The 15830-nt window shown below is 75.5% G+C and carries 9 protein-coding genes; 4 read left to right on the top strand and 5 right to left on the bottom strand.

The window, feature by feature from the left end; genetic code table 11:
• Nucleotides 1–305: 305 nt before the first annotated feature.
• The gene (locus ACGF15_RS01645; RefSeq protein ID WP_392796555.1) at nucleotides 306–3077 is read left to right on the top strand and encodes a glycosyl hydrolase; all 2772 of its coding nucleotides are present in this window, start codon (nucleotides 306–308) and stop codon (nucleotides 3075–3077) included.
• 77 nt (nucleotides 3078–3154) lie between these two features.
• Here ACGF15_RS01645 and ACGF15_RS01640 read toward each other — a convergent pair whose 3' ends face one another.
• Nucleotides 3155–4180: a LacI family DNA-binding transcriptional regulator gene (locus ACGF15_RS01640; RefSeq protein WP_392796554.1), complete on the bottom strand. Its 1026-nt coding sequence runs from the start codon at nucleotides 4178–4180 to the stop codon at nucleotides 3155–3157.
• Nucleotides 4181–4368: 188 nt separating this feature from the next.
• Nucleotides 4369–5907, bottom strand: coding sequence for a M1 family metallopeptidase (locus tag ACGF15_RS01635; protein WP_392796553.1), 1539 nt, complete (start codon nucleotides 5905–5907; stop codon nucleotides 4369–4371).
• Between the two features lie 222 nt (nucleotides 5908–6129).
• On the opposite strand from ACGF15_RS01635, the gene ACGF15_RS01630 reads away from it, so the two are divergent.
• Both ACGF15_RS01630 and ACGF15_RS01625 read left to right on the top strand, forming a co-directional pair.
• A complete protein-coding gene (locus tag ACGF15_RS01630; RefSeq protein ID WP_362611932.1) occupies nucleotides 6130–7428 on the top strand; it encodes a M14 family zinc carboxypeptidase in 1299 nt (432 codons plus the stop codon).
• An 82-nt stretch (nucleotides 7429–7510) separates the two neighbouring features.
• On the top strand, nucleotides 7511–9259 hold the full coding sequence (locus ACGF15_RS01625) for a BCCT family transporter (protein ID WP_362611930.1): 1749 nt from the start codon (nucleotides 7511–7513) through the stop codon (nucleotides 9257–9259).
• Between the two features lie 81 nt (nucleotides 9260–9340).
• On the opposite strand, the gene ACGF15_RS01620 is transcribed toward ACGF15_RS01625, so the two are convergent.
• Complete coding sequence (locus ACGF15_RS01620) at nucleotides 9341–10324, bottom strand: NAD(P)/FAD-dependent oxidoreductase (protein WP_392796552.1); 984 nt, start codon at nucleotides 10322–10324, stop codon at nucleotides 9341–9343.
• 171 nt (nucleotides 10325–10495) lie between these two features.
• Here ACGF15_RS01620 and ACGF15_RS01615 point away from each other — a divergent pair, with 171 nt between their 5' ends.
• The gene (locus ACGF15_RS01615) at nucleotides 10496–12133 is read left to right on the top strand and encodes an ABC-F family ATP-binding cassette domain-containing protein (RefSeq protein ID WP_345608693.1); all 1638 of its coding nucleotides are present in this window, start codon (nucleotides 10496–10498) and stop codon (nucleotides 12131–12133) included.
• Nucleotides 12134–12264: 131 nt separating this feature from the next.
• On the opposite strand, the gene ACGF15_RS01610 is transcribed toward ACGF15_RS01615, so the two are convergent.
• Both ACGF15_RS01610 and ACGF15_RS01605 read right to left on the bottom strand, forming a co-directional pair.
• Nucleotides 12265–14664, bottom strand: coding sequence for a Tex family protein (locus ACGF15_RS01610; RefSeq protein ID WP_392796551.1), 2400 nt, complete (start codon nucleotides 14662–14664; stop codon nucleotides 12265–12267).
• Between the two features lie 235 nt (nucleotides 14665–14899).
• Nucleotides 14900–15763 carry a hypothetical protein gene (locus tag ACGF15_RS01605; RefSeq protein WP_345608689.1) on the bottom strand — a complete coding sequence of 288 codons (864 nt, stop codon included), beginning with the start codon at nucleotides 15761–15763 and terminating at the stop codon, nucleotides 14900–14902.
• Nucleotides 15764–15830 lie beyond the last annotated feature (67 nt).

The raw sequence follows: 15830 nt of genomic DNA, 5'->3' as shown, positions 1-15830 counted from the left end.
CCCGCAGGTCGAGCACTCCGTCAAGAGTCGAAGGCGTAACGGGTTGGATTCGGCGCCGACGGCCGGCGGTGCTCCATGTCTTGACACCCGCGTTTCCGGGGTCCTACGTTCACGGCCATCTGAGAGCGCTCTCGAAGGGCCCCCGGACATGCTCCCCGTCCTCCCGGCCCGCACCCACCAGACCCGCCGCTCCACCGTCCTGCTCATCGGCCGTATACCGCGGCGCGCACCGGCGTGACGCGCCGCGGGGCACGGGCGGCCGCCCCGCGGTCCGCCCGTCCACCGTGATGACATGAGGTGCCTCCATGCCAGCCCCCCGCACCCGACCGGCCGCAGTGCTGGTCCTGGCCGCCGCGCTCGCCGCCGTAGGACTCGGCCCGGCCGCGCCCCCCGCGGCCGCCGCCACCGTCCCCGTCGGCGCCGGAAGCCACTCCGACACCCGGCCCCCCGGGACCTCGGGCCCCACCACCGCCACCGGGACGCCCGTCACCCCCAAGGTCACGGCCGCCGCCCGCGACAAGCCGGTGCCCACCAACGACTGGTGGTCCTCCCTGGCCTTCCAGCGCTACGGCGACAACCCCTGGTCCACCCCGATGTACGGCCACCCGCTGACCTACCAGGCCGTCTCCGGCGGCCTGGAGATCGGCTACCCCACCACCCCCGCGATCGTGGGCGACGGCCGGCAGTACGAGTACCCCCACCGCCGCGACCTCACCCTCGGGCTCACCGGCCTGAACTCCCCCGACACCAAGGCCGACTCCTGGTCGGACTGGACCGTCACCCCCTACTGGTCCGACGGCTCCCGCACCCTGCGGACGACCATCGGCCACGGCCTGCCCTTCGTCTACGCCCAGGGCACCGGCGGCAGCGCACGGATCACCACCGCCACCGCCCCGGCCGTCTTCGCCGACCAGGGCAACGTCCTCGGCATCACCGTCGCCGGGCACCACTACGCCCTGTTCGCCCCCACCGGCAGCGACTGGAACGTCTCCGGCTCCACCCTCACCGCCGACCTCGGCGGCAAGGACTACTTCTCCCTCGCCGTCCTCCCCGACACCGGCGCGCTCGCCGCCTACCGCCCCTACGCCTACAGCTTCGTCACCGGCTCGGCGGTGGAGTGGGACTACACCGGGGGCACCGTACGGGCCACCTACCGGCTCACCACCGAGGCCAGGGAGGGCACCGAGCGCGGCACCCTCCAGGCCCTCTACCGCCACCAGTGGCTCCACGTGCAGGACCCGCTCACCGCCTACACCTACGCCTCCCCCCGGGGCACCATGAAGGTCCGCCGGGGCACCTCCTTCACCACCGTCCAGAAGGCCGCCCCGGTGCTGCCGGGCCTGCCGCCCACCGGCGCCGTGGACTCCGCCCGGCTGCGCGGGTACCTCAGCGAGGTCGCGGACTCCGCCGACCCCTTCTCCGGCGCCGTCGACACCTACTGGACGGGCAAGGCGCTCGGGAAGCTGGCGCAACTCGTGCCGCTCGCCGACCAGATCGGCGAGGACGCGCTCCGCGGGAAGCTCCTCGCCCTCGTCAAGGGCCGCCTCCAGGAGTGGTTCACCGCGGGCGGGCCCTCCGAGTTCTCCTACGACCGGACCTGGAGGACGCTCACCGGCTACCCGGCCTCCTACGGCAGCGACACCGAACTGAACGACCACCACTTCCACTACGGCTACTACGTCTACGCCGCCGCCGTCGTCGCCCAGTACGACCCCGCCTGGGCGGCCGAGTCCGCCTGGGGAGGGATGGTCGGGACCCTCGTTCGCGACACCGCCAACCCCAGCCGCACCGACGCCGCCTACCCCTTCCTGCGGGGCTTCGACGTCTACGCCGGCCACAGCTGGGCCTCCGGCCACCAGGGCTTCGCCGCGGGCAACAACCAGGAGTCCTCCTCCGAGTCCACCAACCTCAGCGCCGCGCTGGTGCTGTGGGGGTCCGCCACGGGCGACACCGCCCTGCGCGACCTCGGCACCTATCTGCTCACCACCGAGGGGGAGGCGATCGCCCAGTACTGGTTCGACGCCGACCAGCAGGTCTTCCCCGCCTCCTTCGGCCACGACACCGCGGGCATGGTCTGGGGCAGCGGCGCCGCCTACGCCACCTGGTGGACCGCCAACCCGGAGGAGATCCACGGCATCAACGTCCTCCCGGTGACCGGCGGTTCGCTCCACCTGGGCGGGCGGAAGGAGGCGATCCGCCGCAACCTCGCCGAGATGGAGCGCGAGAACGGCGGACCCGCCGTCGAGTGGCGTGACCTTCTCTGGGAGTTCCGGTCCCTCGCCGACCCGTCCGCCGCGAAGTCCCGCTGGGACGCGGGCCACTCCGGCTACACCCCGGAGGCGGGCGAGTCGCGCGCCCACACGTACCACTGGATCACCACCCTCGACGCCCTGGGCGCGCCCGACCCCTCCGTCACCGGCTCCGTCCCGACCTCCGCCGTCTTCGCCAAGGGCGGCACCCGCACCTACGCGGCCCACAACCACGGACCCACCGCCCGCACCGTCACCTTCTCCGACGGCCGCACCCTCACCGTGCCCGCGCGGTCCACCGCCACCGCCACCGGGCCGGGCGGCCCCGGCCCGGACCCCGAGCCCCCGACGGGCGGCACCCTCCACCCGCGCACCGGCGGCGCCCTGGCCGCGACCGCGGGCGGCGCACCCGGCAGCGACACCGTCCCCTCGGCGGGCGGCGCCAACCACGACGGCACGCCCCACCGCCCGCTGGTCTACGAGATCAGGGGCGTCGACGGCACCTACCGCCCCGGCGGGTCCACCGCCTTCCGCCTGCCGGTGGACGGCGGCACGGCCGTGGCCCTCGGCCAGCAGGCGCGGATCAGCTACGACCTGACCGGGGACGGCACCTTCGACCGGGTCGAGACCTACCGCTACTTCGCCACCGACCCGGTCGCCGGCTGGGAGGAGTACCACCAGGGGCGCGGCCTGAAGAGCGCCACCGGCACCTGGGGCGACCTGCGCGGCGGCACCGTCCGCCTGGAGGTGTGGAGCGCGATCGGCAACGCCGACGCGCGGCTGCGCACCGGTGCGGAGGACTCGGCCGTGGTGATCCCCTACGGCTGAGGGCCGCCCGCACGAATGAGGAGCCGCCCGCGCCGCGCCCGCCCTCCCCGGGGCCTCCCGGGGAGGGCGGGCCCGCCTCAGGCGGATGCCCGCCGGACCAGGGTGACCGGGGTGACCACGGACGCCGGCGCCTCGCCGCCGGTCCCGTCCAGCAGGCGCATCAGCAGCCTGACCATCAGCCGCCCCATGCCCTCGATGTCCTGCCGCACCGTGGTCAGGGCCGGATCGGTGCGGGGGGCCACCGAGGCCATGTCGTCGAAGCCGACCACGGCGACGTCCCCGGGCACCGCGACGCCCCGCTCGCGCAGGGTGCGCAGGGCCCCCGAGGCCATGAGGTCGTTGGCCACGAACACGCCGTCCACGTCCGGCCGCCGCTCCAGCAGCCCGGCCATCGCCCGGGCCCCGCTCTCCTCGGTGAAGTCGCCCTGGCACAGCAGCGCCGGGTCGGCGCCGGGCAGGATGTCGCGGTAGCCGTGCAGGCGGTCCAGGGCGGAGGTCTGGTCGCGCGGACCGGCGATGTGCGCGATCGTGCGGCACCCGAGGGAGACCAGGTGCCGCACCGCCTCCCGTGCCCCGCCGCGGTTGTCGGCGTCCACGAACGGGACGCCCTGGCGCGAGCCGGCCGCGGGGCGCCCGCCGAAGACGGCCGGCACCCGGGTGCGGCCGATGAGCGCGGGCAGCCGGTCGTCGTCGTGGAGCGAGAAGGCCAGCGCGCCGTCCACGTGCCCGCCGCCCAGGTACCGGGCGATCCGGTCGTGGTCGCCGGGGCCCTCCACCCACAGCAGCACCAACTGGGCGTCGTGCGCGGTCAGCTCCCGGCTGATCCCGCGCACCTGCTGCTCGAAGAAGGGGTCGGAGAAGACCCGGAACTCCGGCTCCGCGATGATCACGGCCACCGCGCCGTTGCGCCGGGTCACCAGGGAGCGCGCCGCGTGGTTGGGGACGTAGCCGAGCTCCTCGACGGCCCGGCGCACCTTGTCCACCAGCGGGGCGCGCACCCCCGCCCCGCCGTTGACGACCCGCGAGGCCGTGGCCCGGGACACACCGGCGCGCGCGGCGACGGCTTCCAGCGTGGGGCGGGGCCCCGTGGTCTGCTCGGGCAAGGCGGGCGCTCCTCGGCTCTCTCGGGCGCGTACGGCGGCTCGTCCCGGCACCTGCGGCGCCGGGTGACACGCCCAGGATATCGGGGGGCCGCAGCTGTCTGAGAGCGCTCCCACGCGGCGGGCGGCACCCAGGCCACCGCGGGCCGCCGCGCCCGCCCCCGCCGGGCGGAGGCGGCGGCCCGGTCCCGTCAGCGGCGGTGCCCCGCGCCACCGGCCGCGCCCGGCCGGCCGTGGTCGTGCACCGCGTTCGTCGCCGCGATCCTCTCCCAGGACGCCGGCCGGACCGCAGCGGCCCGCCCGGTGTCCGCGGCGGCGATCCCCGCCCCGGCCGCCGCCGGGGCGGCGGGCCTGCGCGGCTCGTACAGCCAGGTGTGGAAGAGCCCGGCCAGCGGGCGGCCCGACACCCGCTCCGCGTAGCGGACGAAGTCGCCGACGTCGGCGTTCCCGTAGGCGTGCTCCGCGGGCCAGCCCTTCAGCACCGCGAAGAAGTCCTCGTCGCCGATCTCGTTGCGCAGCGCCTGGAGCGCCAGGGCGCCCCGGTCGTAGACGGCGAGGTGGAACTGGCGCTCGGGTCCCGGGTCACCCGGCAGCACCGTCCAGAACGGGTCCTCCTCGGGGTGCTGCGCGTACACCCAGTCCGCCAGCTCCTGGGCCGTCCCCTCGCCCTCCCGCTCGGACCACAGCCACTGGCTGTAGCGGGCGAAGCCCTCGTTGATCCAGATGTCCTTCCAGCCGCGCACCGAGACGCTGTCGCCGTACCACTGGTGCGCCAGTTCGTGCACCACGACCGAGACGTTCGCGCCGTTCGCGAACTGCCGCGGGCTGTAGAAGGGCCGCGTCTGCGTCTCCAGGGCGTATCCGCTGGTCACATTGGGCACGTAGCCGCCGAGCGCGTTGAACGGGTAGGGGCCGAACACCTCCGTCAGCCACTCGGCGACCTCGGTCGTGCGCTCCAGGCTCGCCCGGGCGGCCCCGGCGTCGGCCCCGAGGTCCTTGCTGTAGGCGTTCAGCACGGGCAGCCCGTTCGCCGTGGTGTCGGTGGTGATGTCGAACCTGCCGACCGCCAGGGTGGCCAGATAGCTGGCCTGCGGCCGGTCGGAGCGCCAGGTGTAGCGGGTCCACCCCAGACGCGAACGCTGCGAGACCAGGACCCCGTTGCTGATGGCCTGGCTGCCGTCGGGCACCGCCACCGACACGTCGTAGGTCGCCTTGTCGAGCGGGTGGTCGTTGCTGGGGAACCACCACGCCGCCGACTCCGGCTCCTGCGCGGCGACACCGCCGTCCGGTGTGCGGTGCCAGGCCGTCCAGCCGCCGATGCTGACCTCGGAGGGCTTGCCCGCGTACCGGACGACGACCGAGAACGGCCGCCCCTCGGCCAGCGGACGGGCCGGGGTGACGACCAGCTCCTGCTCGCCCTCCCGCACCGAGACGGCCGGACGGCCGTCGACCCGGACCTCCCGGACGTCCAGCCCGAGGTCCAGGTTGAAGCGGCTCAGCGACTGCGTGGCGGTGGCCAGGATCGTCGCCGTGCCCTCCAGCCGGTCGGTCTCCGGCCGGTACGTCAGCCGGAGGTCGTAGTGCGAGACGTCGTATCCGCCGTTCCCGGACGCCGGGTAGTAGGGGTCGCCGATCCCCGGTGCCCCGGGCGCCGGGGACGCGGCCGACGCCGGGACCGCCAGCAGCAGGACGGACGCGAGGGCGCCGGGGACGATGAGTCTGCGGTGCACGGATGCTCCCTGTCGTAAGGGGTGTGCGAACCCGTCGACCCTAGGCGCGGCGCGGGCCCGTGACAGGAGTGAACCAAGCCGTTTCCCGTGACCGTGCCCCGCCCGCCGCGGCGGGGTCCGGGGTGCCGGGCGCTTCCCGCCGCGGCGGGGGTCCCCCGGCCGCGCACTTCCGCACCGAACGCCCTCTGTCGCCGCGCGGTCGCGCACAGTACCGTCCCGCGCATGCCGATACGAGTGCGCGGCACCCGCGTGACGCACCACCGCCCCCTGCGCGCCCTCGCGCTGGTCGCCGGGGCCGCCGCCGCTGCCGTCCTCGGTCCGCTCGTCACCGGCCCCGCCCAGGCCGCCCACGCCCTGCCCCGCACCGGGTTCGAGCTGACCGCCGGGGCCCGCTGGACCACCGCGGCCGAGGAGCGGGCGCTGCTCGGCGCCGTCGACCGCACCCCGGGGGCCGCCGTGACGCGGATCGGCACCACCGCTCAGGGCCGGGCGCTGCGCCTGGTCCGGCTCGGCGACCCGGGGGCTCCGCACACCGTGCTCCTGGTCTGCGGGCAGCACGGTGACGAACCCTCCGGCCGGGAGGCGTGCCTGACGGCCGTCCGCGACCTCGCCCTCCCGCGCGACCCGGCGGCCCGGGCCTTCCTCGCCCGGACCCGGCTGCTCGTCCTCCCCACGGCCAACCCGGACGGGCGGGCCGCCGGCTCCCGGCTCACCGCGGAGGGCGCCGACGTCAACCGCGACCACATCGCCCTGCGCACGGCCGAGGCGCGGGCGGTGGCCGCGGTGCTGCGCGACCACCTGCCGGACATCGTCGTCGACCTGCACGAGTACGAGGGCTCCCCGCCGTCGGCGGAGCCGGAGGTCCTCGACCTCTGGCCCCGCAACCCCAACACCCGCCCCGAGGTGCGCCGGGCCTCGCTCCTGCTCTCCGCCCGGGTGCGCGCCGCGGCCGGGGAGGCGGGCGCGAGCACCGGCACCTTCGGGCTGCGGGCCGGACCGGCGGCGGGCGGGGACGCGGACCGGGCCGCGGGCGGGGGCCAGGAGCGGATGCTGCGCAACGCCGCAGGGATCAAGAACGCCGTCGCCCTCCTCGTGGAGGTCCGCGCAGGTCCCCGCGGCCCGTGGGACGACCCCGTCCGCGAACGCCGCCGCAGGGTGGACAACCAGCGCGCCGCCCTCAGGGGGGTGTTCGCCTTCAGCGCGGCCGACCGGGACCGCGTCGAGGCCGCCACCGCGGCCGCCCGCCGTCCCGGCCCGGGGCCCCTGTTCCTCGGCGGCGCCGACGAGGACCCGCCGGCCCCCGGGCGGACGCTCGCGGACCCGCCGTGCGCCTACCGCCTGGACGCCGCGGCCTACGCCGGGGTGCGCGGGGAACTCGCCCTGCACGGAGTCGCCGTGGTGCCCGACGGCGAAGGGGCCCTGGTGCCGCTGGACCAGCCGCTGCGCGGCCTCGTCCCCCTGCTCCTGGACGCGCGTGCGGGCTTTCACCTCGTCCCCGGACGGCCCCTCGCCGCCTGTTGAGAAGTGGGGTGGAGTGCCGCGTGTGGTAGGGGGTAGCGGATGGCGAAATCGCTTCGCCCTTACCCCGTGAAAGGTGCCGCCGGTGTCACATGACGAAGAGGGACGGGCGGGCCGGGGTGATCTGCCGGTGACGGCGGACCTCCCCGAGCCCGACCACGAGACGGTGCGTCAGCGGACGGACCCCGTGGTGTTCGGCGTGTCCGCCGTGCTCACCGTGGCCTTCGTGCTCTGGGGAGCGCTGGCCACGGACACCCTGGAGGACGTGTCGGCGAGCCTGCTGGACGGGCTCATCCACAACGGCGGCTGGGCCTTCGTCCTGGCCGCCTCCGGCTTCGTGGTCTTCGCACTGTGGCTCGCGATCAGCCGCTACGGACGGATCAGACTCGGGCAGGAGAACGAGGAGCCCGAGTTCCGCACCGTGTCCTGGATCGCGATGATGTTCAGCGCGGGCATGGGCATCGGGCTGATGTTCTTCGGGGTGAGCGAGCCCCTCTCGCACTTCGTCACCCCGCCGCCGGGCACCTCGCCGCAGGACGCGGCCGAGGCCATGGAAGTCGCCATGGCCACCACGCTCTTCCACTGGACGCTGCACCCCTGGGCCATCTACGCGGTCGTCGGGCTCGCCATCGCCTACGCCTCCTACCGCCGCCGCCGGCGGCAGACCATCAGCGCCGTCTTCGTGCCGCTGATCGGCGAACGCAACGTCAACGGCGTCTTCGGGAGGGTCATCGACATCCTCGCGATCCTGGCGACGCTCTTCGGCTCCGCCGCCTCCCTGGGCCTGGGCGCCCTCCAGATCGGCAGCGGCATGACCGAGCTGAACTGGATGCAGAAGGTCAGCACCGCCCTCCTGATCGGCATCATCGCCGTGCTCACGGCCGCGTTCGTGGCCTCTGCCGTCTCCGGCGTCGAACGCGGCATCCAGTGGCTGTCCAACATCAACATGGTGCTCGCCCTGGTGCTCGCCCTGTTCGTCTTCATCGCCGGACCCACGATCATCGTCCTCGACCTGCTCCCCACCTCGATCGCCGCGTACTTCGGCGACCTGCCGCAGCTCGCCGGGCGCACCGAGGCCAGCAGCGGCGAGGGCGTCGCCGACTGGCTGGGCAGCTGGACGGTCTTCTACTGGGCCTGGTGGATCTCCTGGACGCCGTTCGTCGGCATGTTCATCGCGCGCATCAGCCGCGGCCGCACGATCCGCCAGTTCGTCGGCGGCGTCATCCTCGTCCCCAGCACGGTCAGCCTGGTCTGGTTCGCCATCTTCGGCGGCACCGCCATGACCCTCCAGAGGGCCGGCCGGCTGCCCGACGACGCCACCCCTGAGGGCCAGCTGTTCGGCGTGCTCCAGGAGTACCCGGCCGCCACTCTCATGAGCATCCTGGTCATGGTCCTGGTGGGCATCTTCTTCGTCTCCGGCGCGGACGCCGCCTCCATCGTGATGGGCACCCTCTCGCAGCGCGGCTCCTTCGAGCCCACCCGGCCCGTCGTCATCTTCTGGGGCGTGGTCACCGGCGCCGTGGCGGCGATCATGCTGCTCATCGGCGGTGGCGAGGGGGACGCCCTGGCAGGGCTGCAGAACCTGACGATCCTGGTGGCCGCGCCCTTCGTCCTGGTGATGATCGGCATGTGCTTCGCCCTCATGCGGGACCTGCGCCACGACCCCCTGATCGTCCGCGGGGAGCTGGGGACCGAGGCGGTGGAGTCCGCCGTCATCGCCGGGCACGAGCACTACGACGGCGACTTCGAGCTCCGGATCGGCCCGGGCTCCGGCGAGGACGGGGAGGAGTCGCCGGGCGGGCCGCTGGACCGCCCGCCGGTGGGCTCCCCCTGACGGACCCCCACCGCGCCGCCCCGGCGGGGCCCTCCACCGGTGGAAGGGCCCCGCGGCGGGCGGCACCCCGGGCGCCCGGCGTCAGCCCACCGCCGCCTCGACCAGGTCCGCCGCGGTGCGGGCGCACCCCCAGGCCACCGTGACCCCGGCCCCGCCGTGGCCGTAGTTGTGCACCAGCGGACGCCCGTCCGGCAGGGCCTCCGCCTCCAGGCGCACCCCCTCCGCCCGGCAGGGCCGCAGTCCCACCCGGTGGCCCAGGACCCGCGCCCGGGCCACCTCCGGACGGATCCGCGCGCACCGCCGCACGATCGCCGCCGCCGTCGGGCCGTCCGGTTCCGTCGAGGTCCCGCCCTCCTGCGCGGTACCGCCCAGCAGGAGGCGGTCCCCGTGCGGGAGCAGATAGGTCGTCTCCTCGCCCGCCGGGTCGGCCGCCGTGAACCACTCGGTCACGCCCGGGTTCTCCACCACGACCAGCTGCCCGCGCACCGGGCGCAGCGAGGCGTCCGGGACCAGCTCGCGTGAACCCAGCCCCGTGCAGTTGACCACCGCGGAGGCCCCCGCGTCCGCCGCGGCCCGCTCCAGGCCGCCCGCGGTGCGGCGCTCCACCGCCCCGCCCGCCGCCCGCAGCCGCCCCTGGAGCCAGCGCAGGTGCACCGGCATGTCCACCAGGGGCAGACGCGCCCGCAGCCCGGTGGCGAAGCCGCCCGGCACCTCGCCCGCGCCGACCGCGCGCAGCCCCTCCACCGCCCGGCCCCAGGGCCCGAGTCCGTCGAGCGAGACCCCCGCATGCACCCCCTCGACCAGCCGGACCCCGCTGTCCCCGCCGTCCGGCGGCCCCTCGCCCGCCAGCCGCCCGTACACCCGCAGCGAGGCCAGCGCCCACGGGCCGATCCGCTCCTCCGGCTCGATCCGGTAGGGCCACCACAGGGCGCCCGCCACGGCGGAGGTGGTCGCCTCGGCGGCGTCCCGGCTCCACACCGTGACCCGGTGCCCCCGCTCGGCGAGCTCCACGGCGGTGGTCAGCCCGGCGACCCCGCCTCCCAGCACCAGCACATCACCCGTCATGCCGGGGACCGTAGCCCATCCGCCCGCCCGTCACCGGCCCTCGTGCGCATCGGCCGGCATCGGCAGCGGCACCGGCCGCCCGACGGGCCCCGGCGGCCGGTGCCCGCGGGAGCGGGAGGCGGGGGCGCAGCGCCCCGGCCGCGTCGGCCGCCGCCGTAGAATGCCGCCCTGATGACTGCCACCCTCGTCGCCAAGGATCTCGCCGCCGGCCACGGCGACCGCCCGCTCTTCACCGGACTGGACCTCGTCGTGGCCCCCGGCGACGTGATCGGCCTCGTCGGCCCCAACGGCGCCGGAAAGTCGACCCTGCTGCGCCTGCTGTCCGGAGCCGGCCGCCCGGAGCACGGGGAGGTGCGCCTGTCGCCGCCCGGCGCGGCCGTGGGCCACCTCCCGCAGGAACCGGAGCGCCGTCCCGGGGAGAGCGTGCGCGCCTTCCTGGCCCGCCGCACCGGGGTGGCGGCCGCGCAGCAGCGGCTGGACGCCGCCACCGAGGCACTGGTCGAGGGTGCGCCCGGTGCCGACGACGCCTACGCGGCGGGCCTGGAGCGCTGGCTGGGCCTCGGCGGCGCCGACCTGGACGAGCGCGCCGAGGGCGTGGCCGCCGCCCTGGGCCTGGGCGTCGGCCTGGACCGGCCGATGACCGACCTCTCCGGCGGCCAGGCCGCCCGCGCCGGGCTCGCCTCCCTGCTGCTCTCCCGCTACGACGTCTTCCTCCTCGACGAGCCCACCAACGACCTCGACCTCGACGGGCTCGAACGCCTGGAGGACTTCGTCCGCGAGCTGCGCGCGGGCACGGTCGTCGTCAGCCACGACCGCGAGTTCCTGACCAGGACCGCCACCGCGGTCCTCGAACTGGACCTCGCCCAGCAGCGGACCACCCTGTACGGCGGCGGCTACGCGGCCTACCTGGAGGAGCGCGAGACCGCCCGGCGCCACGCCCGCGAGGACTACGAGGAGTACGCCGACCGGCGGGCCGCCCTCGAAGGCAGGGCGCGCATGCAGCGGGCCTGGATGGACAAGGGCGTGAAGAACGCCCGTCGCAAGGCCGGGGACAACGACAAGATCGGCCGCAACTTCCGCAGCGAGGCCAGCGAGAAGCAGGCCGCCAAGGCCCGCCAGACGCAGCGGATGATCGAACGGCTGGACGTCGTCGAGGAGCCGCGCAAGGAGTGGGAGCTGCGTATGGAGATCGCCGCCGCTCCCCGCTCCGGAGCGGTCGTGGCCACCCTGCGCGAGGCCGAGGTGGTGCGCGGCGGCTTCCGCCTCGGCCCGGTGTCCCTCCAGGTCGACTGGGCGGACCGGGTCGCGGTCACCGGGGCCAACGGCGCGGGCAAGTCCACGCTGCTGGCCGCGCTGCTGGGCCGCCTTGAGCCGGACGCGGGCCACGCCTCGCTCGGGCCCGGAGTGGTCGTGGGCGAGGTGGACCAGGCCCGGCGGCTCTTCCACGGCGAGGGGACGCTGCTGGACGCCTTCTGCGCGGCCGTACCCGGGACCGAGCCGGCCGAGGTGCGCACCCTGCTGGCCAAGTTCGGCCTCAGGGCCGGGCATGTGCTGCGTCCCGCCGCCACCCTGTCCCCCGGGGAGCGCACCCGGGCGGCGCTCGCGCTGCTCCAGGGCCGCGGGGTCAACCTCCTCGTCCTGGACGAGCCGACCAACCACCTCGACCTGCCGGCCATCGAGCAGCTGGAGAAGGCGCTGTCCTCCTACCCGGGCACGCTGCTGCTGGTCACCCACGACCGCCGGATGCTGGACGCGGTGCACACCACCCGCCGTGTCGAGGTCGCGGACGGCAAGGTCACGGAGGTCTGAGGGCGGCAGGGCGCCCCCGTCGCGCGGGGGCGGGCGGCCCGGGACCGCCCGCCCCCGCGCGCAAGGCGCCTCAGTCGCTGTCCCCCTGCGAGCGGGAGCCGTTGGACGCCCGCCCCCGCGCGCAAGGCGCCTCAGCCGCGCTGCCGTCCGCCGCCCTGCTCGCCGCCGAGCAGCCCCGCCTTGCGCAGCGCGTCGGCCATGGCGCTGTTCGCGGGCGCGGCCGCCGGGCGCCCGCCGCCCTGCTGCCGAGTGCCGCCCTGCTGCCGTCCGCCGCCGCGGCCCTCGCGCCCGCCGTCGGACCGGCGCTGCTGGGGCGCGCGCCCGCCGCGCTCGCGCCGCGCGCCGCCCGAGGGCGGCGCGGAGGCGTCGTCGTCGAGGCGCAGGGTCAGCGAGATGCGCTTGCGGGGGATGTCCACGTCCAGCACCTTCACCCGGACCACGTCACCGGGCTTGGCCACGTCGCGCGGGTCCTTGACGAAGTCCCGGGACATCGCCGACACGTGCACCAGGCCGTCCTGGTGCACGCCGACGTCCACGAAGGCGCCGAAGGCCGCCACGTTGGTGACCACGCCCTCCAGCACCATCCCCGGCGCCAGGTCGCCGATCTTCTCCACGCCCTCCTTGAAGGCCGCCGTCCGGAAGGCGGGCCGCGGGTCCCGGCCCGGCTTCTCCAGCTCCCGCAGGATGTCGGTCACGGTCGGCAGCCCGAAGGTGTCGTCGACGTAGTCGGAGGGCCGCAGCGAGCGCAGCACCGCCGTGTCGCCGATGAGCGCCGCCATGTCCCCGCCGTGGGCCTTGACCATCCGGCGGACCAGCGGATACGCCTCCGGGTGCACGCTGGAGGCGTCCAGCGGGTCCTCGCCGCCGCGGATCCGCAGGAAGCCCGCGCACTGCTCGTAGGCCTTCGGCCCGAGCCGGGACACGTCCTTCAGGGCCCTGCGGGACCGGAAGGGGCCGTGCCCGTCGCGGTGGGCCACGATGTTCTCGGCGAGACCCGTGCTGATGCCGGAGACCCGCGCGAGCAGCGGCGCCGAGGCGGTGTTGACGTCGACCCCCACACCGTTCACGCAGTCCTCGACCACCGCGTCGAGGGACCGGGAGAGCTTCACCTCCGACAGGTCGTGCTGGTACTGGCCGACGCCGATGGACTTCGGGTCGATCTTGACGAGCTCGGCCAGCGGGTCCTGCAGCCGGCGGGCGATCGACACCGCGCCGCGCAGCGACACGTCCAGCTCCGGCAGCTCCTGCGAGGCGAAGGCGGAGGCCGAGTAGACCGAGGCGCCGGCCTCCGAGACCATCACCTTGGTCAGCTTCAGCTCCGGGTGCCGGGCGATCAGGTCGGCGGCCAGCCTGTCGGTCTCCCGGGAGGCGGTGCCGTTGCCGATGGCCACGAGTTCGACCGCGTGCTCCCGGGCCAGCCGGGCCAGCCGGGCCAGTGCCTCGTCCCAGCGGTTGGCGGGGACGTGCGGGTGGATCGTGTCGGTGGCCACCACCTTGCCCGTGGCGTCCACCACGGCGACCTTCACCCCGGTGCGGAAGCCGGGGTCGAGACCGAGGGTCGCCCGGGTCCCGGCGGGCGCGGCGAGCAGCAGGTCGCGCAGGTTGGCCGCGAACACGCGGACCGCCTCGTCCTCGGCGGCCGTCCGCAGCCGCAGCCGCAGGTCGATGCCGAGGTGGACGAGGATCCGGGTGCGCCAGGCCCAGCGGACCGTGTCGGCGAGCCACCTGTCGCCCGGGCGGCCCTGCTGGGAGATGCCGAAGCGGGAGGCCACCAGGGGCTCGTAGGAGGAGGGCCCCTCGGTCTGCTCCTCGGGCTCCAGGACGAGGTCCAGGACCTCCTCCTTCTCCCCGCGCAGCATCGCGAGCACGCGGTGCGAGGGCAGGTCGGTGAAGGGCTCGGCGCAGTCGAAGTAGTCGGCGAACTTGGCTCCCGCCTCCTCCTTGCCCTCCCTGACGCGGGCGGTCAGGCGGCCGCGGGTCCACATGCGCTCGCGCAGTTCCCCGATCAGGTCGGCGTCCTCGGCGAAGCGCTCGGTGAGGATGGCCCGGGCGCCGTCCAGTGCGGCCGCCGCGTCCGCGACCCCCTTGTCCGGGTCGACGAAGGCGGCCGCCGCCGCGGCCGGGTCCGTGCCGGGGTCGCCGAGCAGCCCCTCGGCCAGCGGCTCCAGCCCGGCCTCGCGGGCGATCTGCGCCCGGGTCCGCCGCTTGGGCTTGAACGGCAGGTAGACGTCCTCCAGGCGGGCCTTGGTGTCGGCGGCCCGGATCCGCCCCTCCACCTCCTCGGTCAGCCTGCCCTGCTCCCGGACCGACTCCAGGATCGCGGACCTGCGCTCCTCCAGTTCCCGCAGGTAGCGCAGCCGCTCCTCCAGGGTGCGCAGTTGGGCGTCGTCGAGCATCTCGGTCGCTTCCTTGCGGTAGCGCGCGATGAACGGCACGGTCGACCCGCCGTCGAGCAGCTCGACGGCCGCCTTCACCTGCCGCTCGCGTACGCCGAGCTCCTCGGCGATCCTGCCTTCGATGGACGTGGTCACGGTTGCCTGACTCGCCTTCTCGTGCTGGCTGTGCTTCGAGCCTGCATTCTGCCGGGTGCCGGGGACCGTGTCGCGTGCCGGTCCCGCAGGTCGCCGAAGCCGGTGCCGTGTCGCGCGCCGGTCCCGCGTTGCCGAAGCGCCGTGTCCCTGCCGGGGGCCTCCCGGCACGGCGGCGCCCGACGCGCGGCACCCGCGGCCCGCGGTGCCGCCGCGCACGCCGCCGCGGGGACGGGCGTCAGGCGCCGCCCATCAGGTCCGGGGGGAAGGCCCCGGCCGCGAAGGCCGTCATCAGCAGGTCCCTGCCCAGCACGGTCAGGCGTTCCACTCCGTCCGCGCCCAGGTGCTCGTAGGGGCCGCGGTCGATGAGGTCGGTCCGCTCCTCCAGCTCGGTGCGCAGCGCGGTGCCCGCGTCGGTCAGGGAGCCGTCGGCGTCCAGCAGGCCGCGCCCGAGCAGCCGTTCACGGGCCGCGTCCCAGTCCTCCCGGCGCCAGCCCCGGGTGGCCAGGATCCAGCCGGGGGCCATGCCCTTGCCGGTCGCGGTGTGGCTGACGAGCGCCTCCAGGGGATCGAGCTCCGCGAGGAGCAGGGCCGCCAGGTGGGCGTCTCCGCGGTGCTCGCGCAGCAGCGTGGCGGCGTGCCACAGCGCCAGGTGGGGCTCCCCGGGCACGGGAAGGTCGGCGTGGGCCGAGTAGAGCGGACGGGCGTGGCGGGAGCAGCCCTCGGCGGCCCGCAGGGCGAGTTCCGCCGCCTCCTCCAGCTCCTTGGACTCGATCACCTGCTCGCCGAGGAGCCGGCGCAGGGTGGTGTCGGCGGCCCGGGTGCGAGCCGCCAGCACCTGCTCCGGGTCGGCGGTCTCCCACACGGCCGGCAGGTGGCGGGCGACGAGTTCGGGGTTGAAGTTGTAGAAGGCGGCCGCGACGGCGCCCGGTCCCACGGCCCCCATGGCCGCCGAGCGGCTCGCGAAGTAGGCGGCCCTGGCGTCGGCCACGCCGAGGCGGGACAGCTCCCTGTCCAGGTCGGGGGAGAAGTAGACGGTCGAGTGCAGGGGGTTGAGCGCGTTGTGGCACCGGCGTCCGGCGCGTGGGGGCAGAGGCGTCATGGCCGCAGGTTACCGACTGGTCGGTACGGGCGTACAGCCCCGGAGGGCGCCCCGCCCGCGGCGCTCC

Origin of the sequence: Streptomyces sp. NPDC048001 (assembly GCF_043203115.1) — a bacterium.
Taxonomy (GTDB): Bacteria; Actinomycetota; Actinomycetes; order Streptomycetales; family Streptomycetaceae; genus Streptomyces; species Streptomyces sanyensis.
This window is presented reverse-complemented; position numbering and strand designations above follow the sequence as displayed.

Bases quoted from the DNA above. Each gene is read 5' to 3' on its own strand.
- ACGF15_RS01615 (WP_345608693.1), top strand. From the start codon at position 10,496: ATGACTGCCACCCTCGTCGCCAAGGATCTCGCCGCCGGCCACGGCGAC.
- ACGF15_RS01645 (WP_392796555.1), top strand. From the start codon at position 306: ATGCCAGCCCCCCGCACCCGACCGGCCGCAGTGCTGGTCCTGGCCGCC.
- ACGF15_RS01605 (WP_345608689.1), bottom strand. From the start codon at position 15,763: ATGACGCCTCTGCCCCCACGCGCCGGACGCCGGTGCCACAACGCGCTC.
- ACGF15_RS01620 (WP_392796552.1), bottom strand. From the start codon at position 10,324: ATGACGGGTGATGTGCTGGTGCTGGGAGGCGGGGTCGCCGGGCTGACC.
- ACGF15_RS01630 (WP_362611932.1), top strand. From the start codon at position 6,130: ATGCCGATACGAGTGCGCGGCACCCGCGTGACGCACCACCGCCCCCTG.